A 22751-nucleotide genomic window follows, 5' to 3' on the forward strand; every position below is an offset into this window, starting at 1 on the left:
AGATTTAATGTTTCAAGGCCTGCCCCAAAATCAAAAAAGAATTCCTTTTAATGCCTTGTTGGCTTGCCCCGAAGTAATTTACTGGTTTTAAAATGATACCGCTTAAAAAGTATACAAGCTTATTTTTATTTCTATTCTTAGGAATATGTAATGTTAGCCTAGCTCAAACACCAGAAAGTACGCCACTTTTAGATTCGCTTTCTAATGTATATGCAGAAAATTTATATACAAACCCGGAAGTCGCGAAAAAAGCAGCCCAGGAATGGTTGTCAAAAAGTGAGGCTTTAGATAAGAAAATCCATATAGTTAGGGCACACTATGCTTTGGGCAACCTAGGCAACATTTCGGGAGATTATAAAAGTGCTGTAGACCAGGCTGCAAAGGCCATTAATTTACTTAAAGAGCTTAAAATAGAAAATGGTTTGGCAGCCGCTTATAATGTATTAGCGCTAGGGTATAAGAACCTTGGGGATTATCCCAAAGCAATGGATGGTTTTATGCAATGCTTAGCTTATGCAAAAAAAATAGGCGGAAAGAACCAGGAAGCAAATGCCTATCAAAATATTGCCACACTTTATGTGTTACAAAAAAAATACAATAAGGCTGCTGAAAATTTAGATCGTGCCGCTAACTTATATCGGGAATTAAAAGATGACGACGGTGTACTCACTACCTTATTTAATTTTGCTAATATTTTAAAAGAACAAGGCAAGTTTGATCAGGCTCGTAAACACTACCAAACAGTTTTAAACTATAGAAAGAGAGAGGGGAACAAAGCCGTGATAGCTTATATAAATATTAACCTGTCACAGATGTTAGTTGAAGAAGAGCGTTGTGAAGAAGCAGTGGTTTCCTTAAAAAGAACATTATCGCTGTTAAAAGAACTAAAATTCAATTCTGATATAGCGATTGTATTAAATGATCTGGGCTTATGTGAAAGTGAATTAGGTAATAACAAAGAAGCAATAACCTATTTTGAGCAAGCCCTTGCCATAGGGGAAGAACAGTCTTTGTTAACTTACAATTCTAATATATATATAAATCTTTCCCAGCTATATCAAGATCAGGGCGACTATAAAAATGCTTTAAAATATTACCAAAAAGGAGTAGATACCAAATCTAAACAAAACTCACTTGATAAAGAAAAGTATGTCGCAAATCTCCAGGAACGTTACGAAACCCAGTTAAAGGAGACGCGAATAGCATTGTTGGAGAAAGAACAAAAGTTGGGGGAGGCAGAACTGCAAAAAGCAGAGCTTACTGTTAAACGGCAGGGAATTGTAAGAAATGCGTTTATTGCGGGTTTTATATTGGTTTTAATATCTTTAGTTATACTGCGGCTTTTTTACCTGCAGCGGCTTAAAGCTCAGAAAGAATTGAGTGAGCAACAGGAAGAAAATGCAAAGCAAAAGATTAACCAGATGATGAAAGACCATAAATTATCTGTAATAGAACGTTACCAGGAAGGACAGGACGAAGAAAGAGCACGTTTAGCCCGGGAGATACACGACGGAATAGGTAGTGACCTGGCCGGAATAAAAATTGCCTTTGAACACTACATAGAAACTCAACCAGAAAAACCACAAAGCAAAAGAATATTGAATGCTATTGGTAATGCTTGTATAGATATACGTGCGCTTTCCCATCAATTACACCCCTTAGCTTTTTCAAAAATAGGTTTTAGTAGTTTTCTTAGGGATTTTATAGATAAAATTTCTAAAAGTGCAAATATTGATATTCAAACTTTTTTCTTTCCGGAAGAAGATATTGATCGGTTACCGGAGGAGCTCCTTGCCGAAGCTTATAGAATTGTACAGGAATTAGTAAATAACATTCTAAAACATTCCCTTGCCACCCAGGCCGAAGTACAACTTACCAGGCATGAAAATCACTTAAATATTGTGATTAACGATAATGGACAGGGATTTCAGGAGAAGAAAAAACAAGGAATAGGATTACGAAATATAAAGGACCGCTTGCATAAGCTACAAGGTACCATAGAGATAGACAGCAGTGCAAGTAGTGGTACCTCAATTATGATAGATATTCCCTTAAATTAAAAATTGTGAAGAAAGTAAACATCATTATAGCAGACGATCATTTAATGTTTCTGGAAGGTATAAATACCATATTTAAGGATATGCCCGAAATAGGAGAGGTTCATTTAGCCACCGAAGGGAAACAGGTACTTAGACTGCTCAATCAATTTGAGGTTCATTTAATTATAAGCGATATTAGTATGCCAAAAATGGATGGTATAGAATTGCTTACGGAAATTAAAAAGAAACATAGTGCTATCAAAATTATCATCTTAAGCATGTTGGATAATCATAGAACGGTGCATAAGGTGATTCAAAAAGGAGCAGATGGTTTTGTGCCAAAATTTACAAGTAAAGAAGAATTGCAGAAAGCTGTACGTACTGTATTAAATGATGAACAGTACTTCTCTGATATTATAAAACAACGATATATGGAAAGCGTTTTTGAGCGTAAGAAGTATAAAAACATAGAACTCTCACCACGCGAGAAGGAAGTGTTGGCACTTTTAGGGGAAGAGCTTACCTCAAAAGAAATTTCGGAAAAGCTATTTATTTCTGTGAATACCGTAGAAACTCATCGTAAGAATATTCTTTTAAAAACCGACTCTAAAACCACTACAGGAGCCGTAAAATATGCCATAGAATCTGGGTTGTTTGATACCTAATTTGGCTTGTATTCAAGATTGAGTTTTAATTTTAAAGGCCTTCCGGGGTAACTTTTATTATCATAGCACTTTAACTGCTTCAGGGCCCCTACCTAAAATAAAATAGGTTTTTACTGGCACCGCCAAAGGGTATAATATCCCAGGGCCTGCCTCGAAATTAAAAATTTGTTTTCAACGAAGCCCTGTGGGCTTGCCCCGAGGTAGTTTACGAAGCCTTGCTGCTTATCTTAAGTTAATTTGTTTGTTGATATATAGCATTAATTCCTTCTGCTTCTATAACATTTTTTATCTGATTAAACTCTTCCTCGTAAGATGTCGTATCATTCTGGTCTGTTATCATCTCTCCCCGGTATATGTGTCGGGTATCTAAATCAAAATACAGGATGTATAAACCTTTCTGTGGGTTTTGGTATTTTCCTTCACCATCATTCTTTATACGTTTATCATCAAGGTATTGTACCCAGGCCGCTTTAGAAAGGGAAGATTTGTCTAAATATATTTTTCTGTAATTACTAATTTTAAAATAAGGGAATGCTTCGCGTATGTTTGTTCCTATTTTTTCTTCAATTTTTGTTTGTAAGGATGGGAAACCCTGTATTTTTTTTGATAATAGAAAATCTTTGATTTGCCAGGTATTTGTATGGGTTTCAAGTGGTATTTCTATGAAACCTTCTGGATATTGAGGAGTTTTAATTAGTAAATGCTGACTATATAAACTGTTCAATTCGTTGTAAGACTGGTTTAATCTTTCCATAAATTTAGGGATCAAATTGTCCAGTACTTGGGGAGTTAGGTCTTCTTTAAAAATTAATTCAATGCTTTCAATTTTGAAGTTAACATCCAGCCCGCTACTTTTAAAATCATTTCTAATCGCTTGTTTTGTTTCATAGATATTTATAGACTCTTTATAAAGATCATTAAAGGTAAGCTTTTCGGAGCCATACAGAGGCAAAGTATCATTTACTAATATGTTTTTCGCATTAATATGCGTGTAGAATTCAATTTCGGGTATTTTTTTATTGTAGATATGTACACTAAACATATTAGGATTCATCGTAGCAGCGTTAAAAAAGCGATTTAAATTTTTAAAATCTAATTCATCTTTATACTCTCTTTGTAAATATGTTTCGATATTTTTTGCAGCTTTATTTTTAGAGATACCACCAAACAATCTGGCGCAGCTACTAAAACCAATTACAATTACGCCAAGTAGTATTCCAAAGTATATCATTTGTTTCATAGTTATCATCTTGATTAAACTAAATTATAAGAATGTTGCAAAAACGGCCTCACGGAATTCCGTGAGTTTTCACTTTCATTAAAAGAAGTCAGTGTTTATAGAGGGGTACAGGGTATTTTTGAAGCATTAATTATAACTAAAGATATTTATAATGGGACTACAAGAAAAAAAAGCAGCTAAAGCAATTGAAGATCAATATTTAGGAGACTACCAAAAGGAAATAAATGAGACGGTAGGTAAAGAATTACCTGTTAATATTAACTGGGGTACTTTTGAGCTAGACTTTATAAAGTTTGTGCCAAGTGTTTGTTTACAGCGTCTTACCGATGCACTAAAGGAGGTTTGTGAAGACGATATGGGTAAGGAAGCTATACAGGAGAGTATCTCGTCTATTGAGGTGTATTGTATACCTAACGAAGGTGCAGAAGATAAAAAAGAATTAAAAATAGAAGATGAGGTATTTTCTCTTACAGCTTGTTGGGGCGGCCACCACAGTGGATATTTCTCTGATCTTGTAATACGTGAATTCCTGGAGAATAATCTATAAAATAACCTGGCAGAATCAGGCTATTATAAAAAAGAAGCTGTCGGAAAAGGTTTTAAAATCGTCATCTTGAATTTATTTCAAGATCTAACGTGTTGGTAATTAAAAACATGTTAGAAGCTGAAACAAGTTCAGCTTGACTAGAATAGACTTTTCAGACAGCTTTTTTTATTGGCACCGCCAAAGGATATAATACCTTGAGGTTTGCCTGGAAAATATAAGTTTATGTCCAACAAATATCTCGTGGGCTTACCTCAAGGTAGTTTATTTTAATGTTTAGTGTAAAATTAATTTATAGGTACATTGTTTAGCTCTACACCTCTTAAAGAAGCCGAGAAGTATACGCCTTGTTGGGAGTATGGATTATTTTCCATAAAAGATTGATTAAAACTAGTTACAGAAGAATTTTGAAAATTAAGGCTTAATTCGGGTTTGTCCTTATGCTTAAAGAATACCTGAATAGAGCCGGCCCATTCACCTTCCTGGTTGGCTACCCAGTTTAAGAGGAACTCATCTATTTTGGAGTTTATAGATCCAGATAAGTAAACTTCGGTTGTTTTTTCAGCATCTTTTCCATAATTATGAGAAGTAGAAAAGTTATAGTCAAGTTGGCTCAACTCAAATTTTTTTATGCTATTCTCGTCTCTTTTTAAGATAATTTCTATTCGGTCTATAATATTGTTTTGTTGCATAGTATATACTTTTTTACTCGATAATCGAGGTTTGTTAAGATAGTTATCGTGACCCCGAGGCTGGCCTCGAGTTAATTTACTTTTTAATTATCGGAAGAATTTATAGGTTTTTCTCTATTTGATTTTGTAGCTGGGCGGTGTCTGGAAAGCTTTTTAGTGCTTTAGAAATATCAATGGTAATTGAAAGCATATTTTCTTGTAATAGCACGTTGTTTTCTGAACCCAACTTAAAATTAAGCGAGGAAATTGATTCAGAAAAAGCTTCGTTGGCCATTTTATCTTTGGCAATGTTGGAGAGGGTTTCTTTTAATAAACCCAACACTTTAGAAGCATAAAATTTTTCAAGATCTGTAGGAGTTTCTTTGTAAGAATATGCTATAGAAACCTCTTTCCCTAAAGAATCGTTTAGTGCCAGCTCTAAGGTCTTAATGTGTTTTTTAAGCTGAAGTAGGCTAGGTATTTCGCTTTTATCTGGGCTAAAAGGAATTCTACCGTCAGAGAAAAGATAGGCATATGTATCGATGTTACTCACAGAGATCGTAGAAATAGAATGCGATGCTATGTGTTGAAAATGAGCTTTATGGTCGTACATATCAGCTAACAATATCACTTTCTTTTCTGTACAATGATTTACAAAAAAGCCGGAGGCACTACCGGAATGAGTGCTAATACTTACCTGTGGCATTCGGGGCTTTTCTTTTTTCCTTTCTTTATCTGCTATTTCCTGTAGTATTTTTACAACCTGATCTGTATCTAAAGCAGGTAATTCTAACATTGTTTTAAAATCCATGTTTATCTTTTTTAAAAGTGTAACAAAGATGCTTAAACCCGGAAGAGATTTTGTACCTGTTTTCCGTGATATTTTAGCTAAAAAAAGCCTTAGGGGTATTTTGAGATTCTAAGGCTTTTTTGATTGGTAAACAATTTAGTAGTAGGCTGTTAAGCCAATGTTTATTGCTACGGTTGTGATGTTGATTCTATTTTGTTTCCTTCTTTATCAATTTCAAACCATTCGTCACTTTCCACTCGTTTATGGTCATCTAAGTCGTAATATGTTTTTACGTTATAAGTAACTTCGGCTTTTCCATTTTCAAACCATTTGGCAAACTCATATTCACAGGGAATTACTACCTGGCCATATTTATTTGCGTATCCCATTTTACCATTTCTAAGAACTCTCATTAAGCCTTCATTAAAGGGTTCGGGGCCATTGTCGAACATAACAATGTCAAACAAAACATTTTGGTTCCTGTCTATAGCAATCTGCCGCCCATAGGTAGTATCGTTAGGATGTTCTAAAACATTGGCGTAAAATTCCAATGTGTCAGTTCCGTAATATGCATATTTCCCAAATGGAATGATGGTATCATTGTTTTCATTTACATATGCTACGCTTACACCAAACTGTAAATATTCCTGATTTGTTACTGCTCTTAGCTTAGTAGTAGAAACTGTATCAGATATAGGTCTATCATAATATTTGTGATTGGTAACTTCTTTTTTAATGTGGTTTTTACACGAAAAAGCCACTGAAATAGTAAAAACCAGTATTATTATTTGTCTTTTTTTTATTAGCACCGCCAAAGGGTACAATAGCCCCAGGTTTGCTTCTAAATTAAAGATTTGTTTCCAACGAATGCCTCGTGGGCTTGTCCCGAGGCAGTTTACTTTTCTAAATAGCATAAGAATTAGTTATATATCCTTAGTAAATTCTTTTTTTAGCTGGGTGTAACCCGGTGTTATGAGGTATTTGTATTTATTAGGGTTCATGTTGAAACCACCAAATTTTGAAATGTAGTATTTTAATTCTTTCAACTTTAGTTTTTGAAAGTATTCCGGCACATCATTTTCAAATCGGCAACCGTCAATATCTAAGCGATCCAATTTCGGTAAATCTGCAATCCAGGTGGGAAGATCTACAAACTCATTTCCACCAAGCGATAGGGTTTCTAAACTTGTCATTTTTTTAATATATTCAGGTAAAACTTCAAAGTTATGACCAATTAAGAACTCAGTAAGTTCTAATTCAGTAATGCTTTCAGGGATAGTATTTACTTCTCTGCTAATACCAACAAAGCTCAATTTCTTCAAAGATTTAAATTGGTTTAATTTAGAATAGCCTTCCATACCAAACTCATAACTCAAAGCTATTCTTAGATCATGCAATGCCGGGGCATGTAAGGCTTCAAGTGTTTTAAATCCGGTATAGCTTAAATCTAAAACTTTTAAATACGGTAATGACACCCGTGGAAATATAATAGAAGCCTCATAATGCCTTATATCTAATGTTTCCAAATTTGGTGTGTTCTTAAGTATGTCCCCAAGGTCGTTTGCTTTGTAAGAAGATAACTTTAAGTACTTTAATTGAGGCGCCGGCTGCGTGCTAAGAACTGCAGTACTTTCTTCCTCATTATTTAAATCCAGATGTTCCAATTGTGTACAATGCAATAAAACATCTTTGTAATTCGCTGTATTGGTGTGGACTTTCAAAGTATTTAAAGCCTCCGGCTTTGGCAAATACTGCGTTAGTTCTTCTTGCGTGTTTTTGTTCTTATTTATTTGTGAAAACTTTAATTTTTTAGTAATTAAAGTTTTAAATAAGTTTTTAGGATTTTCAAGAATAAGGTGAGCAAAGCTAGCTGAATCAGTTTCCAGATAATGTTTTCCGGGAATAAACTCTTTTATCACAAATAGTTCTAATTCTTTAATCTTTTTAGGTAAATTATCGCCTTGTAGTATAAGATTGGGGCAACTATTAAAACTTAAATACTCTAAATACGGTAATTTTTTTAGACCCTCGGGAAACGATTCCATGTTTGCATTGCTTATACTTAGGGATTTTAGTTGTGTGCATTTATCTATGTTACTAAATAAGGTTTCGGTGTTACTAACCATATGAATGGCTACAGATTCGAGTGTAGGCAACTCTCCCAGTCCTAAAGATAAATTGGTAAAATCAGGGTTATAATAGATTTTCAAACTTTTAAGATTCGGGAAACTCTTTGGATTTGCTAAAACATATTCCAATATTTTTACATCGCTAATTAATAACTCTGAGTTTAAAAAGGAGGTGCCAGTATTTAGTATAGGTATGTTTTTATCTAAGCTGAAGGAGTTGCAACTTTCTGTAAAAAGCTGTTTGTCTTTTATTCCTTTAATGGATGGAATTTCCCTAAAATCTATGCTTGATAGATTTTTTAAATTTTCAAGTCCGTCTGGAATTTCCTTTAAGTTGGGACATTTGTAAATTTGTATACGTTGAAGGTTTTTAAGACTGGTAAAACTATTGGGGAGTTTACTAATATTTTCCAGCCGAATAAAACTTAATTTCTCTAAACTTAAAGGAAGCTCAAGTTGCGAAGCATCTGTTAAGTTTACTTTTAAGAAAGTCAATTCTACTAAATTAGAAAGTTTATCTAAATGAAGCGAAGCTTGAAAACCTGTAGAAATATTTTCCAGGTCTAATTCTTTAATAGCTTCCAGGGTCCAAAAACTATCGGGAAAATATGCTAATTCAGGTAGGTCTAAATTAACAATTTCCAATTTTTGTAAATTTCCAATGGCCTCAGGTAGTTTTTTATAATTTCCTTCTATTTCCAGCACCTCAAGTGATTTTATATCACAAATTTCATCAGGAATTTCTTCTGAAAAAACTTCTTTAATGCGAAGTTCATTGATTCCATTTAAGCGTGAAATAAGGTCTGGTTGTTTCTCGAGTTTTTGAACAATAGCGGTATTGTCCATAAAAACTAAGGAAAAGCCCATCATATTATAGAGTTTTCCAATAGGGAATAAGGGATCTTTGGTGCCAAAATGAAGTAAGGTGTTAATTACTTTCTCGGAGCCTTTTCCGTTTTCAGGCAATTTATTACGTGTTTTAAACGCGCTATTTATCTCGGAGGTACCATATTCTTGCAGTATTTCAGAAATTTCAGCAATAATTTCTTTGTCCCTGCTTATTTTGCCTACCAGGAAAAGCTCATATAAAAAGGCTTCGGGATAGTTCTTTTCTGCTTTTATACTTTTATAATAGGTGGTAATGTATTCTTTGTTAAATTCCATTTTGATATCTTGATAGGGTTGAGGGTGCAGTCTTTTTTTATTGGCACCGCCAAAGGGTGTAATACCCCGAGGCTTGCCTTGAAATTAAAAATTTGTTTCCAATGAATGCCTCGTGGGCTTGCCCCGAGGTAGTTTACTGTAATAGATAAAAAATATTATAAGCCATATTATATGGTTATACCGTGAATTGCTTCCATCCTTTTAAGAATAGTAGGTACAAACAATGCGAATTTTGCATTGAATTCTTCCTGGGATTTTGACCTGTTTAAATTATTTCCCATAATTGTCCAGGTGGTATACAAAGCATTTTTTAAATCACCTTCCCCGGTATCAATATTCAAAGCTCTCATCAATCTTAAATTTTCATCATCATTGTAAAAGCCGGTTTCTTTTACGATTTCAAAAACCCGCTCAAATATGCTTTGGGTGTGCATGAGTTCGCTAATTTTTAAGGCTGGGTCTTGAGTATCACTTACAGCTTCAAACACATTTACCATTAAACTTTGCACTTTGCGGTTAATGCTAAATTCTAAATATTTCAAACCTATATTGTTCTTATTATTCACAGCAAAAATAAACCTGTCACAAAATAATTTTATCACGGTATTCAGCGATTTCTGTATTTAGTTCTTTACAGAGCATTTTTAAGTTTGTTGATTTTTGCAGATGCTATTTTATGTTTTAATTGGTATCGCCAAAGGGTATAATAACCCGACTTAGTTTACTATCATTGTAGATGTTATTGAAATATTTTACCAATAAGTTCCGACTAGAAATGTTAATCTTATAAATGCAATAACACTTTCTGAAGTCAGTTGCAAGGGCGCTTTTAAATCGGTTATTTCTTCATCATCTATAAAAACCACAAAAAGTCCGTCTTTAAAGGCGAGTAGAACATTATCAATGGCTTTTTGCAAATTGGCCAAATCTTTATTGGCTAGTTCGCCAAAACCTATTTTACCATTTTGCGCCTGTTCTTGTATTTCTGTAGGGCTTAAAAAACCAATAACATTAACTTCCAGGCGTTTTTTGTTGAAGTCTTCTACCTGGTTTTTTACGCAAGCGACTAATAATTCTTCCAGGTTTTTTGGGGTTTCTTCCAGTTTAAATGGGACTTGTTTTACCTTTTTTTTACCAAGTCTTTTCAGTTGTAATGTGAGTTCCATTTGTATAAAGATGTTTTTTGCGTTAGGGATTGTAGTGAAAAGCCCACAGTGCGATAGCACGAGGACTTGCAACAAAAAGCCCGCCCCACCTTAAGTGGGGAACGCCCTTATTGTTTAAAGAAATTAGCTATTTATTTGTGCTAAAATTGTTGGATCCTGTATTTTGTGATCTTCTGAAAGTAGTTTCATCTTAGAAATAATTTCTGCCGATTTTGGATCGTCGTCTACAAATGGCAAGAACATTCGCCCTCTATGCTGGCTGTGTACCGGGATTATAGATAATGCCAATCCATTTTTGCTCACCTGGCCGCTGCCTAAATGAATGCTATACTCGCCAAGACTACCTTTTACAAAAATGTGGCGGTCTTTAACATTAATGTTTTTAAGTTTGAATAATTTGGCAGATTCTTCGGCTAATGCAGCACGCATTTGCATGCTGCTGTGGCTGGCTTCTGGATCTATGCCACCAACGTGGGCTACACTCACCACAAGGTCAATGTCCCGCATTATTTCACTAAAAATCACCGATGGAATTTCTGAAAGTGGAACAGTTTTATAAGTGTCTACAGCGTGAAAGCAAACATCTTCCAGGGTTGGGGCCTCGGCATCTGAAGGTGAATACCAATCGGCCATGGCGTACATAGTGGCTATGAAACCGTGTTTATGATATACTTTTTGTAAACCATCTTCCATACTTACCGTCCAACCACGACCTCTTAAAAGCGCTACGGTTTTTTTAGGCTGAATTTGATGTCCCTGGTAACGTTCTGAACGATTACTGTGTTCCCGCTCATCTTCAGTGATTAAATACAATTCTCTAAATACTTGCTTAAATGGCTGTACTACACGCTCTGCAAATAAGTGTTTCTGGTACATATCCCATACCACTGCTTTGTATAAATGAGAAGGATGGGCAATAAGCAATACATCATCTTCTGCTAACTGATGTGTTTTACCGTTCGCATCTATTAAGTTGCCCTGTTGGTAAAATCCGGCAAGTTCTTTTTCAGGAACGTACATAACCAGCTTACTCAACATCACTTTTACGATAGGGTGTTGCATTAAATTATGAATTTCCTTCGCTGTAAATTCATCTTCGTTTACCATGGCATTTTCTAATGATAAACGAGTTCTACTGTATTGTCTGGACAAGTAGGCTTTATTTTCTTTTAAAGCGATAACCTTTTTGTCTTTACGCAATTTAGCAGGAATATTTTTTAGTGCTTTCCCGGCTTTGGTTACTTTAAGTTCTGTTTTGCCAAGCTCGTTAATAACCAATTCTATCACTGTTTCTTCTATGGTAATTTTAGCATTCTCCATAATGCTTTGGGTGGCTTTTGCCTCCATTGCCCAACTAAAGCGCACACGATCCTGGTAGCCCGCATTACGCGATAAGTTATCTAATGCTATGTCTACAGCCGCAGCTTCGCTTTCCTGACGCTGTGCACCAAATTGCTTACTTTCTTTTAAGAAATCCTGTAAGAGATTGTAGCGCTTTAGTACATCTTTTTCAGGTACGGTTTTGCTTAGAGGAATTAAGCCTAAAGCACGTACGTAATCTTTATCACGCTTGTCTTTAATTTTCTTTATGGTTTCAGTGATTTTTACTTCGCCCAGCATTACACCAGAATAAAGTTTTACCTGTCGATGCCCGTTTCCATCAGAAATGTATTTAGCAGCCTCGTGAAGTAGTTTCCAATTGGTTTTGCCTAAGCTTTTGTATACTTTGGTAAACCAATCTATATCGATAGCCCCTAGTGCAAAATCGCTTTTTGGAATATTGGAGTAACGAGAAATTATGGTTTCTTTTTCACTGTTCATATAATCTGAAGCGTGTGCCTGAAACCACCATACGGCATTTTCTAAATTATCGATTTTTAAATATTCGCCAACCACACTGGCCCATTGGGTGGCGTAACAGGCCAATTCTATAAAACGCTTTTTATTAATTTTTGAGGCCTTTGCAAGATTTTCAAAATCAGAATAAGACTCGGTGTCTTTAAATTGTGTCATTTTAAGAATGGCACTAAACTTAGATTTTTTACTGTCGCCGTAATAGCTGTAACCCCGCTCAAAAGTATCTTTCCCCAGGCGCTCCAGTACTCTAAATACATAATCTACACCTTCAACTTTATGAATAGCGTTAATATAATTAGAAGCAGGGGTTGCTATATCTCCGCGATTTAATTCGGTTTCTAATAAATTGGTTTTTAAAGGAAGAAATACATGTTTGGGAATTGTATTGCGTTCCAGACCTTTTCTATAGTTCATTCTGTAATTAAAGCCACCATCAATAATGGTCATTAATTCATTTCTATTTAAAGCCTGGAATAGTAGATCGTCATCATTAATCAATCCTTCTTTATAGAGCTTTAGTGTGACTTCAATTTCAGGAAATTCTAAGCTCCGTGTCCTGGTCTGTGCAGCTGTAAGTATTTTATTATCTGTGGCAACTGTAGGATACGCACAATTTTGAACCATTAAATACATTTTAATAGACCAATATTTTAAAAGCTGCTCTGAAGTAAGTTGATCTAAATGATGAACACCAAAATTAGGGGTGTTTGCCTGTATAATACTTGTCCAATTATATGTGTTGGTGTAATGGTAACCACGATCCTGAAACTTTGTTAATTTATATTTTTCAGGAAAATTGGCAATCATATCTTCATATATACTCAGTTTAAAAGATCCAATTGTTTGGGCATCTACATAAACTGCAAACAAGCGATTTAAAATCTCGTTGTACGTTCTGGACTTTGAGTAATAATTTTTTTCTTCATCTAAATTTAAACCTGATAAATCTGGGTAATACTGTCTTAAAAAGGGTTCTAATATTTTGTAGCTCCCATAGGGATAACTGTGATTGTTGATATACCTAATGGTAGCATAGAGTTCAAAATCATTAAGCTTGCTTTGTTCATACCATTCTATCCATACATGCGAAAGCGGAATATTATGTAAATGATCCTGAGCAGTAGCATCACTTCCCAGTTCCTTTATTTCATGAAGTCCTTTTTCAATAAATGTGGTATGAGTTTCTCCCTGATACCCCTGCATTTGATACTCATAATTTTTATTTTCAGCAACAATAGCAATTAGCGTGTTAACTTGTTTAGTAATCTTATTAGCATCTATAAAATCTTTAAATTTAAATGCCGAAAACTCTGATGTTGTGACCCCCAATTTATCGAAGAAATTCATTTTTTTCTCAAATTGAGGTTTTGGAATATATAGCGGTGTTAAGTTGTCATAATCAATAACACCAAAACCATTGCTAAAATTATAATCCTGCGTAGTCTCTAAAAACTTATCTAAATAAACCTGTTCGTTTTTAGTGATTTTAGGACGCTCATGATAAAGTTCTAATTGGGCTTCAATAAAATCAGATTGTTTATTGGCATCTTTCAAAAGGCTTAGAATCTCTAAACCGGCCAGGCGTTGTTCAATATTTTTTGCCGAAAGTAAGTTCTTAGTGCTTGTTCTTAATCGGTCTGCCGGTAGTTTTGTGATTATATGGATTAAAGCTGTGCGTAAATTTTTATTTTTTCGCCTTAGTAAATCTTCAGCAATCTCTAAATCTTTATCATAAAGGTGTATCGAATTAAATAAATTTAATCCTGTTGCCATAACCCCCTCATTTCGGTTATAAATGGCTTTTCTTGCTAAAGCTCTTTTCCAGGACGCTTCGTCGTAATCTAATTGTACTTTATTTTGCTGATCTTGTTTGTAATACAAGGAGTAACTAAAATGTTTTGGGAATACTTTGCGAATGTAGTTTTCCCTATATTCTGTAGGAAATTCTTCAAAATCAGTAGCCATTAACTCTAACTGCTGTTCTGTTGCGCTATTGATTAAAAATTGAAAGAAATAGGTTGGCCCGGGGACAAAGCTCCACCAGGAGAATATTTTGCTTTCGTAGGTTTTACCTTTTTCTGTAACGTTTTTGGCTACAGAAAGTAGCTTCTCGAAAGTGGAGTTATCTAAAGTAGTTACCGGTAAATTTACTGTCATCCAATGGTCCAGGGCATAATCTTTACCTAGCTCTGTGGTAAAATAGGGGACCAGGGCATCGTTTGTCCTATCTGTTTTCCAAATAAAATACAGTGCTAAAATCTTCTTGTTTCTATCTTCAGAAGTGAAAACAATTTCTAAGGCTTTTCTATTGGCAGTGTCAACATCTAAAATTCCTATAGCCCATAAACCAACTAAAACTTCTAAATTATCTTTGCTTTTAAGCAGTGTATCTGTTTCTTTTAAATCCAGGATTAAAGCTTGTGCGAGTTTTAAAACCCGGTTGATGATCGATTTTTTAGGTGTTTCCCAATTTAATCCAAACCAAGTGCTCACAGCTCTGGTAACACTGCTAAAACGGGTAAGGTCATTTTCTAGAATAACATTGATTATATACTTTAAAGCACCCAGACCAGACTCATCTAACGACTCTAGAATGGTTTGTCTTAAACCTTCCTGACGTTGCGCGGCCAGTAATAGTTTGGCCACCATTTCCCAATGCTTTTCCGTTTCAGAAAGTAACAGGGCTTTAATAATATCGGCGCTAATCCCCCCAATTTCATCCTCACCTTGAATAATGTCTTCTAGCAATTCATCAAAAGCGCCGTTTCCATTATGAAGTAAAGTGGCTAAGAAGTAGCTGTTTGCATTTGGAAAATAGGTGCTGTATTGAAAATGCTCTTGTAAAGACAAGCCACCAAAACCCTTTCTGCTAAATCTTAAAAATTGCGTAAAAAAATGTAATTTATTGCGTAAGGTATCTTCAGTTTTTATAGATCTAAAGGCTTGTCGGGAATAACCTCTTTGATAAGGTAAGGTGTCCATAAAGTCCCACATATCGGCCAAATAAGGAGCTTGAATAACCCCATACAATTGCATCCCTAAACGCAAGCCTTCTTCGGTTCTCCAGGGATTAATGTTAATAGCATCTTTAAATACAGTAATAAAATCTGGGGTATTGTAATACGTTCTATTTCCTTTATCAATTCTAGCTAAAATTTTACCTAAAACTTTATAAGGTTCAGTAAATAAACGAAATTCAGATGCGTCTATTTCCGGCTTTTTATGTCTATGAATATGTTTTTCAGCTTCTTCAAATGGAACCATATCTTGTTATGCTTTATATCTCTTAAATGTCAATTATTCAACTCTTAAAAATGCTAATAATTGTTTGCAAGGTAAACCTAATCGCAATTTTACTTCTCACGGTTTTTGGGGATATTTCTGAATAGTTTAAATTTTAGCCTATATTTAATTTAATCAATAATCGAGATTTGCGCCGGTAATTAGCAGGGCTCCAGGGCTTATCAGAAGCTAATTTGCGGGTGTTTAAATGACTATATTATTAATGAGATACTTTGTTAAAGTACCTGGAATTTAAATTTAGAACCGAAAAGCTTTAAGTAATAGGCATAAATGGTAGCTCTCTTTTATTGAATGAAAAAACTTGATTTTGTATTGCAATATAATCGCGTAAAATACCGGGGATAGCGCTTAAAATTATAAAGGCTAAGGTAGAAGCTATTTATACCTGAATTGGTTTTTTGTACGGCTTTCGTGTACGCTATGTATTGTGGGTATGGGGGAGTAGACGAGAGACTAACTTTCTATTTCAAATAGAGCAGGAGGTACTTTAATTGGCATCTTCAAAGGCTGTAGTACCCAGGGTTTGCCTCGGAATCCAAAAAAAAATCCATTTCATACCTTGTTGGCTTACCGTGAGGTGATTTACCAGAAGTCCTTCTTCAATAATTTATAGATAGTATTACACCGAAACCTTATCATAAGAAGAAAAGATGTTTTAGTGGTCTTAAAATTTACAATTACTGAAGAAGGTCTTAGATAGAAAATAAAAGCTTTATTTAGGGAGATTCATTCCTTTAAGCTGCGAACCTGGTAGATGCGCCAACTAACGCTGGTTAAATTTTTGAAGAACCCTAAGACTTAAGCTTTACGTTTTTTAGCATGTCTCCTGTCATTTGCTGCAGGTTATATTCTGGTGTCCATCCCCATTCCTTTTGGGCAACCTCATCATTAATGCTTTTAGGCCAGGTATCAGCTATATCCTGTCTAAAATCTGGTTGGTATGAGATTTTAAACTCAGCAATATGCTCTTTTATTGCTTCTGAAAGTTCCCGGGGCGTAAAACTTATCCCTGAAATATTATACGAAGTTCTTGTCTTAATGGCTGTACCAGGTGCTTCCATTAAGTTTAAAGTTGCCCTTACAGCATCTGGCATATACATCATGGGTAGCCTGGTATCTTCAGAAAGGAAACAGGTGTATTTCTTATTTTCTTTTGCTTTATAAAAAATATCTACGGCATAATCGGTAGTGCCACCACCGGGTTCAGCCGAATAGGAGATAAGCCCGGGGTAACGAATGCTTCTTACGTCTACATTAAATTTTGTAGCATAGTAGTTACACCATTGTTCGCCTGCCTGTTTTGAAATTCCGTATACAGTAGTTGGAACCATCCCCGGATTTTGAGGGGTGTTTTCGCGTGGAGTATCTTTCCCGAAAACAGCAATTGATGAAGGCCAAAAAACTTTTAATTTGTATTCTCTGGCGGCCTCTAAAACACCTAAAAGACTTTTCATATTAAGGTCCCAGGTAAATAATGGGTTATCTTCACCTTTAGCCGATAGGATGGCAGCTAAATGATAAATTTGAGTAATCCCTTCAGATACCACCAGCTCTTTTATTTTGGCGGAATCTATAGCATCTAAACTTATAAACTTTACCGATTGGAATTTTTCAGCAGATTTTGAATTAATATCACTAGCTAAAATATTTTCAGCTCCATATTTTGTAATAAGGGCATTGGTAAGTTCAAGCCCCAATTGTCCCGCTGCCCCGGTAATTAATATTTTTTCCATTAAAAAAGTAATTAAAATGTGTTTGTGAAAATGGGTTTAAATTAATTTTAAAGACTGCCTTTGCAGTTTAATCTATAATCGATATCTAACTACCTCGTCTATTTGAAACGAGGTAGTTTGTTAAAACTGAATTCGTAAGGTTTTTATTCTAGTTTCAATTTTAGTATCTGTAGCGTTAATAATCCTAATAAACTTTACCGCTTCTTTTGGGAAAGCTTTTATATGGCCATTTACTTCTTTCGTAGCCGGTGTACTCCATGTATTTCCATCTTTGGAAACCTGCCAGGTAAGTGCATCTAAAGAAGGCTCTAGTTTATAGCCAACTTCTTTTAGTTTTTTTACTTCCTCCAATTCAAATCCAAGGAAATCTTCAGCCTCAAACGTAATAACTTCCAATGGCGGGTTTAGCGACAGCACTTTGTTTTTAAACGTAATTGGTTGCTCTTTTAATTTATTGATATTGGTGAATAGGCTATGCGGATTAAAATTGGATTCAATTTTTAAACTTTCACCAAACTCTTTGTTATAGGCACTTGTTAATAAAGTAAAAGCTTCATCAATCATAGGAGTAATAACCAGGCTACCGGTTTTAATTCCCGGTTGATAGGGGTTTTGGTTTTCCCTACTATCCAATTCAAACATTTCTGTTTTTATCTTTAAAACAGAATTATAGTTGTCTTCAAATTCTTTTTGGTTTTTTGTTTGTAGCGCTTTTTGCATATTCAACATAGAGAGCCCTGCCTTTCCCAGATGTTTAAATTGCCTTACCCAGGGGCGAATTTCATCTAGTAGAAAAGGGTTGTCTTTACTGTTAAGCAGTTTTTCTGACGCATTAACCATTTCATTAAATTCAGCTTCTATTATATTTAGGTTAGCAATTTCCTGGTTGTTTTTAATTGATTTTAGGAACTCTTTGGCTTCAGGAGCAAATGCTACCGACTCTTTTCTTCGGTACCTGTGGCCATTTTCTCCTAAATCGCTGTTGTGTTTTGCGAAAACTGCAAGTGCTTCATAATTTTCAGGCATTAAATCTTTTAAAGATTTATGCCAGTTTTTTTCTGGGTGATAGCCTTCCATATTCCAGGTATAGTCGGCTACGCCATAAATACCAATTTTAGAGGCTTCGGCGTGTTCCATTGGGTTTGATGTAAAGCCGGAAAGATCCTTGGCAATTGTTTTGGCATTACCGTATGCAGGCCCCAAAAGCATATGGTTTCTTACATAGTCTGAAACAGGATAGTTCCACCAAATAAAAGCTTTACGCTTAATTTTAGCATTAATCCAATCCATAGTGGCCTCATCAATATCGGCAACAACGGTATTTCCTGTCCACATAATTTCAATAGATGGATCTAGTTTTTCACCCAAAGTCTCCAGGTATTTTCGGTCTGGATTAGACCAGGCCTTGTTATATTCGGTTGGGCACATTATTAAAGGCCTTACATCTTCTTTTTCCTTTACAAATTTATCGTTGAGGTAATTTAATAAGTTAGCCTGTTGGGTAGGGTCTGTTCCTTTTCCCGAAATATCATCGAAAAATACAGCAAAAGATCGAACCCCTAAGTCATACATATTCTCAAACTTTCTAAGCAATGCATCCCGATCTTTATCGTCCCATTTAATATCCTTTCCGGGGTGAATGGCCCATACAAAATCAACGTGATTTAAGTTAGCCCGGCTTACTAGTTTTTTAAGCTTTTCGGCTTCTTTTTCAGGATAAGGTTTTCGCCAGTTTGGCGAACTGTGGTAAGGATCATCTTTAGGGCCATAGATATAGGTGTTAAGTTTATTTGCCCCATAAAAATCTATTTGACGCATGCGGTTTTCAAAGGTCCAGGGAGTCCCATAAAAGCCTTCAACCACTCCTCGGGAAGATACATCTGGATAATCTATGATTTCGCCAAGGGGCCTCATAGAAGAACTTAATAAAGTTATTAAAGTCTTTGTTCCGTAGTATGCTCCGGCAGCATCCCTACCAATAACAAGGATATGGTTTTTTGTACTTTTAATATAATATGACTCCGGGCGATTTGGAACTTTTTTTAAGTCACGCTTTTTAAATTTATTAGTCACGTCGCCCACACGAATTGAAAGACCCTTTTTCAACGTATTTTCTTTGGTAAAATAGGTTGAAATCAAATTTTTGGTAGCTTCATCTGTATTCAATTGTTGAATATTGAAAAAGGATGGAAGCTGTACCGAATCTTTAATATTAACTTCTTGCGGAACCGGGTTTACACGATCAATTTGTGCAAACCCTGTACTTACAAGTAGAAAAATAAATATTTGGATGCTATATTTTATCATCTTTAAATAGAGTGTTAACCATTGTTATAGACGCTTACTCGATAATTAAGATTTATCCCGATAGTTATAGGGACTGTGAGGCAGGCTTCTGGTAATTTATTTTTGAAATTTACTTTCAAGTTCTTTGAGGTCAACTTCAGGCTCGTTTTCGTTTGGTTTCCTACTAAACTTAGAGTTAACTTCGGTATAATCATTGAAAAAACCACAATTTTCAAGATAATAGCCTCCTTCAACTTCACCACCGGCATAATCAATTCTATGCTTTTGATTAGCAGTAGCGTCTGCTGTAAAAATAGCATTAGAGAGTTCTATCCAACCCTGTTCCTCATCGTAGAGCCATTGATTTTTATAATGTGCTTTACGCGAAATATCTCCTGTTGCCGGAACAAAGTTTTCAAGGAAAGAATAGAGGCTACCCAGGTAATTGCTGGATTTTGGCCTTCTAAAACTGGCAATAATCTCCCATGCTCCATTTTCAGGCGCGTAGAAGTAGGCGGTATAATTGGTATGGTTGGGCCCTGCCGGCTCTCCTTTAAGTAAAAACTTATAAGTAGTATTGGTTTTCCACATAAATTTTTTATAGCTCTGTCCCCCAGAACCTTCATTACCAAATTCACCGGTATAAACATCCTCTCCTTTATTTAGCAGGATAATTTTCTGGTCTTCCGGAATTTCTGCAGGATCCTGGGTTTCATAAGGGCTCCAAACCGAAAACAGGATTCTACGTTCCTCTTCTGAATTTACCTGGATTCCAAAATAACCATGTGAGAATCCGTTGGCCATATAATAAGAACCTACTACATCCTCGCCTTCGGGAACTACTATTTCATTGTAAAAATAGGTTGGTTTTTTGCTTTCTTCCGGGATAGGGTAGCGCAAATGTACCGAAGGTCCGCGACGACCAAAATGAAAATTATCTTCTACATAATTCACTTCAGTATCGGTAACAGGCCCGGCCAATAGTAAATCTTTAATGCTCAATGAATTATTTGATCCGGGCTCTACAGCTTCAATAAGTACTTGTTGATACCCCGGTTCTTCAAGCTTAAATTCGCCAACATAAACATCCTGAAACTCTTTGTTTTTTACTTCTAGCTCCTTCGACTTTCCTGCCACACTCACCTTTAATCTAATGTTTTCTGAGTCTGCTTTTAGCTTGAGGCCAAGTTTTAGAACGCCAGATTTATTGCTTCTAAAATAACTTTCAACAGGTTTACTTCCGTCCCAATTAGAGATACCTTCTTTCTTAATTATTTTCCTGTCTTCTGCCTGATCTTTAGAAATCCAGGAGTTTTCGCCTATAGGAATTCGATAAGTGAAATCGGGGTTTTCTTTATGTTCGCTACAGGAGCTTAAGACTAAGCTTATACAGCTAATTAAAAATGCTAATTTGTAACTATTAATTTTCATTTGATCTTTTTTTGAATAAGGCTGCTTGAAAAGTCTATTGTTGTATTTAAAGATTTTTCAAGCAGCCTTATTTTAATTTAATTACTCGATAATCGAGATTTTATGATTCCAGATTTTTCTCTGCCCAAGCGGTTAATACCCTGGGTTGTTTGGTGTTAAATTTGGATTCTTGTCAATTGCATTTTGCGGAATTGGCAGGAGATTGTTCTTAGGCGCTTCAAATTGGCGGCTTTCAATTAAGTTTTCCGGCAAGCTTAGGGAAACATTATAATCTCCATTTGGCAAGGTAGTTTCAAGAACTTCACCTCTTTTTACACCTTTTAGTTCTCCATTTAAAACATCGCTGGCAATGTTCCAGCGTATAATATCGTCTCTACGAAGACCTTCCATAGCAAACTCGACTCTTCTTTCATTTCGAACAAGCTTTCTAAGACTTTCCTGATCTGCATATTTATCTCTATCTACGGCCGGCATTCCTGCTCTTAACCTAACAGCATCGAGTGCTTCATACAATTCATTGTCTATTTGCCCTAATTCTACTTTGGCTTCGGCAATTGTTAAAAGTACCTCTGCATATCTAAAAATATAGATGTCATTGCCCATGTTCCAGTATGGAGAGCCTGGGTCTGAATCCATAAAACTTGTGTATTTTTTGAAATTATATCCCGTTTTAGAGGCATTGTCTGCAGTATTGTAATAATCGGCATCGTTTTCTTCAATCGATCGGTAAACTTTACCGGCAAAAACCTGCCCCGGGTAAACTATAGAGGCCCTTAATCTTGGGTCGCGATTTTTATATGGGTTAGTTGGATCGTACTCTCCGGCACTTTGCGCTTCCTCTATGGTTTTACCATCAGCCATTTCAAAAGCATCAACTAAAGATTGTGTAGGCACTACTGAAGACCAACCCCCTATACCATTTGGTAAAAACGGGGTGAAATTAATTGAATAGGTGTTAGGGGTATGTTGTACCGATAAAATTACTTCGTTGTTTTTTTCGTTGGACGGATCAAATAAACCTGTAAAGCTGGGGTGTAATGAATAACTGCCTATACTGTTTGCGGTTGCCAAGGCCTTTTCATAGTCTTTAAAATAAAGGTAGTAACGCATAAGTAATGCCTGTGCTGCTCCTTTTGTAGCTTTTCCGAATTCTGCTTCCGAATAAGATTCCGGCAGAACATCTATTACAGAATTTAATTCGTCTTCAATAAATTCACGTATGTCTGCTTGTGGGTTCCTTGGAACTTTAGCTTCTTCGGGGGAAGCAAAATTTTGCGTTATAAGTGGAACATCACCATAATTTGTGGTAAGCACATAGTATTTATAGGCGCGTATAAATCGTGCCTGGGCCTTGTAAATATCTCTAACCTCTTCCGATACCTCTGTGGCGTTATCGGCATTGGCAAGGAATTCATTACATCTATTAATTGTTGTAAAGTTATAATACGATGCACCGGGATCTGCCGGTGAATTTTTTCCGTTTCCTATTTTGTTCCATCCTTCCCAGGGGAAATTATTATAAGCATTATCAGAACCTGCATCCCGGTACATAATAGAGCTACCACTTTGAAATTCGTTATAAATACCTGTAAGAGCCAAGTCTAAATCCTGTTTGCTTTTCCAAAAAGTAGAAGGGGAAAGCGCATCATCGGGGGCTGTATCCAGGAAGGAGTCTTCACAAGCGCTAAATGTAAAAACGATTCCTATTAAGTATATTAATTTTTTCATCTTGT

15 protein-coding genes are annotated in these 22751 nt (G+C 35.6%); 3 read left to right on the top strand and 12 right to left on the bottom strand.

What is annotated here, in order from left to right:
- Positions 1 to 92: 92 nt before the first annotated feature.
- Both GUB10_RS06570 and GUB10_RS16130 read left to right on the top strand, forming a co-directional pair.
- On the top strand, positions 93 to 2060 hold the full coding sequence (locus GUB10_RS06570; protein WP_193710644.1) for a tetratricopeptide repeat protein: 1968 nt from the start codon (positions 93 to 95) through the stop codon (positions 2058 to 2060).
- Between the two features lie 5 nt (positions 2061 to 2065).
- A complete protein-coding gene (locus GUB10_RS16130) occupies positions 2066 to 2704 on the top strand; it encodes a response regulator transcription factor (RefSeq protein WP_193710645.1) in 639 nt (212 codons plus the stop codon).
- Between the two features lie 232 nt (positions 2705 to 2936).
- Here GUB10_RS16130 and GUB10_RS06580 read toward each other — a convergent pair whose 3' ends face one another.
- Positions 2937 to 3944 carry a hypothetical protein gene (locus GUB10_RS06580; protein ID WP_193710646.1) on the bottom strand — a complete coding sequence of 336 codons (1008 nt, stop codon included), beginning with the start codon at positions 3942 to 3944 and terminating at the stop codon, positions 2937 to 2939.
- A gap of 151 nt (positions 3945 to 4095) precedes the next feature.
- Here GUB10_RS06580 and GUB10_RS06585 point away from each other — a divergent pair, with 151 nt between their 5' ends.
- A complete protein-coding gene (locus tag GUB10_RS06585) occupies positions 4096 to 4491 on the top strand; it encodes a hypothetical protein (protein WP_193710647.1) in 396 nt (131 codons plus the stop codon).
- A gap of 284 nt (positions 4492 to 4775) precedes the next feature.
- Here GUB10_RS06585 and tssD read toward each other — a convergent pair whose 3' ends face one another.
- The 11 genes from tssD to GUB10_RS06640 form a co-directional block, all read right to left on the bottom strand.
- Positions 4776 to 5180 carry a type VI secretion system tube protein TssD gene (gene tssD, locus GUB10_RS06590; RefSeq protein WP_193710648.1) on the bottom strand — a complete coding sequence of 135 codons (405 nt, stop codon included), beginning with the start codon at positions 5178 to 5180 and terminating at the stop codon, positions 4776 to 4778.
- 100 nt (positions 5181 to 5280) lie between these two features.
- A complete protein-coding gene (locus GUB10_RS06595) occupies positions 5281 to 5970 on the bottom strand; it encodes a hypothetical protein (protein ID WP_193710649.1) in 690 nt (229 codons plus the stop codon).
- 167 nt (positions 5971 to 6137) lie between these two features.
- Positions 6138 to 6863 carry a WG repeat-containing protein gene (locus GUB10_RS06600; protein ID WP_193710650.1) on the bottom strand — a complete coding sequence of 242 codons (726 nt, stop codon included), beginning with the start codon at positions 6861 to 6863 and terminating at the stop codon, positions 6138 to 6140.
- A gap of 9 nt (positions 6864 to 6872) precedes the next feature.
- Positions 6873 to 9242 carry a hypothetical protein gene (locus GUB10_RS06605; protein ID WP_193710651.1) on the bottom strand — a complete coding sequence of 790 codons (2370 nt, stop codon included), beginning with the start codon at positions 9240 to 9242 and terminating at the stop codon, positions 6873 to 6875.
- A 167-nt stretch (positions 9243 to 9409) separates the two neighbouring features.
- Positions 9410 to 9784 (bottom strand): hypothetical protein, encoded by a 375-nt coding sequence (locus GUB10_RS06610; RefSeq protein WP_227740333.1) that lies wholly within the window; start codon positions 9782 to 9784, stop codon positions 9410 to 9412.
- Positions 9785 to 9994: 210 nt separating this feature from the next.
- Positions 9995 to 10408, bottom strand: coding sequence for a hypothetical protein (locus tag GUB10_RS06615; RefSeq protein ID WP_193710652.1), 414 nt, complete (start codon positions 10406 to 10408; stop codon positions 9995 to 9997).
- A 123-nt stretch (positions 10409 to 10531) separates the two neighbouring features.
- Complete coding sequence (locus GUB10_RS06620; protein WP_193710653.1) at positions 10532 to 15529, bottom strand: DUF4132 domain-containing protein; 4998 nt, start codon at positions 15527 to 15529, stop codon at positions 10532 to 10534.
- An 830-nt stretch (positions 15530 to 16359) separates the two neighbouring features.
- Positions 16360 to 17301, bottom strand: coding sequence for an NAD-dependent epimerase/dehydratase family protein (locus tag GUB10_RS06625; RefSeq protein WP_193710654.1), 942 nt, complete (start codon positions 17299 to 17301; stop codon positions 16360 to 16362).
- Positions 17302 to 17421: 120 nt separating this feature from the next.
- Complete coding sequence (locus tag GUB10_RS06630; protein WP_193710655.1) at positions 17422 to 19608, bottom strand: beta-N-acetylglucosaminidase; 2187 nt, start codon at positions 19606 to 19608, stop codon at positions 17422 to 17424.
- A 96-nt stretch (positions 19609 to 19704) separates the two neighbouring features.
- On the bottom strand, positions 19705 to 21018 hold the full coding sequence (locus tag GUB10_RS06635) for a DUF3472 domain-containing protein (protein WP_193710656.1): 1314 nt from the start codon (positions 21016 to 21018) through the stop codon (positions 19705 to 19707).
- Positions 21019 to 21150: 132 nt separating this feature from the next.
- Positions 21151 to 22746: a RagB/SusD family nutrient uptake outer membrane protein gene (locus GUB10_RS06640; protein WP_193710657.1), complete on the bottom strand. Its 1596-nt coding sequence runs from the start codon at positions 22744 to 22746 to the stop codon at positions 21151 to 21153.
- Positions 22747 to 22751: the final 5 nt, after the last annotated feature.

It is taken from the genome of Salegentibacter sp. BLCTC, from assembly GCF_015143665.1.
In the GTDB taxonomy this organism is placed as follows: Bacteria; Bacteroidota; Bacteroidia; order Flavobacteriales; family Flavobacteriaceae; genus Salegentibacter; species Salegentibacter maritimus.

Excerpts from the sequence above, each read along its gene's own strand:
- GUB10_RS06600 (WP_193710650.1), bottom strand. The coding sequence starts at position 6,863 with ATGCTATTTAGAAAAGTAAACTGCCTCGGGACAAGCCCACGAGGCATT.
- GUB10_RS06570 (WP_193710644.1), top strand. The coding sequence starts at position 93 with ATGATACCGCTTAAAAAGTATACAAGCTTATTTTTATTTCTATTCTTA.
- GUB10_RS06580 (WP_193710646.1), bottom strand. The coding sequence starts at position 3,944 with ATGAAACAAATGATATACTTTGGAATACTACTTGGCGTAATTGTAATT.
- GUB10_RS06630 (WP_193710655.1), bottom strand. The coding sequence starts at position 19,608 with ATGATAAAATATAGCATCCAAATATTTATTTTTCTACTTGTAAGTACA.
- tssD (WP_193710648.1), bottom strand. The coding sequence starts at position 5,180 with ATGCAACAAAACAATATTATAGACCGAATAGAAATTATCTTAAAAAGA.
- GUB10_RS06595 (WP_193710649.1), bottom strand. The coding sequence starts at position 5,970 with ATGGATTTTAAAACAATGTTAGAATTACCTGCTTTAGATACAGATCAG.
- GUB10_RS06640 (WP_193710657.1), bottom strand. The coding sequence starts at position 22,746 with ATGAAAAAATTAATATACTTAATAGGAATCGTTTTTACATTTAGCGCT.
- GUB10_RS06615 (WP_193710652.1), bottom strand. The coding sequence starts at position 10,408 with ATGGAACTCACATTACAACTGAAAAGACTTGGTAAAAAAAAGGTAAAA.
- GUB10_RS06585 (WP_193710647.1), top strand. The coding sequence starts at position 4,096 with ATGGGACTACAAGAAAAAAAAGCAGCTAAAGCAATTGAAGATCAATAT.
- GUB10_RS06635 (WP_193710656.1), bottom strand. The coding sequence starts at position 21,018 with ATGAAAATTAATAGTTACAAATTAGCATTTTTAATTAGCTGTATAAGC.
- GUB10_RS06605 (WP_193710651.1), bottom strand. The coding sequence starts at position 9,242 with ATGGAATTTAACAAAGAATACATTACCACCTATTATAAAAGTATAAAA.
- GUB10_RS06625 (WP_193710654.1), bottom strand. The coding sequence starts at position 17,301 with ATGGAAAAAATATTAATTACCGGGGCAGCGGGACAATTGGGGCTTGAA.
- GUB10_RS06620 (WP_193710653.1), bottom strand. The coding sequence starts at position 15,529 with ATGGTTCCATTTGAAGAAGCTGAAAAACATATTCATAGACATAAAAAG.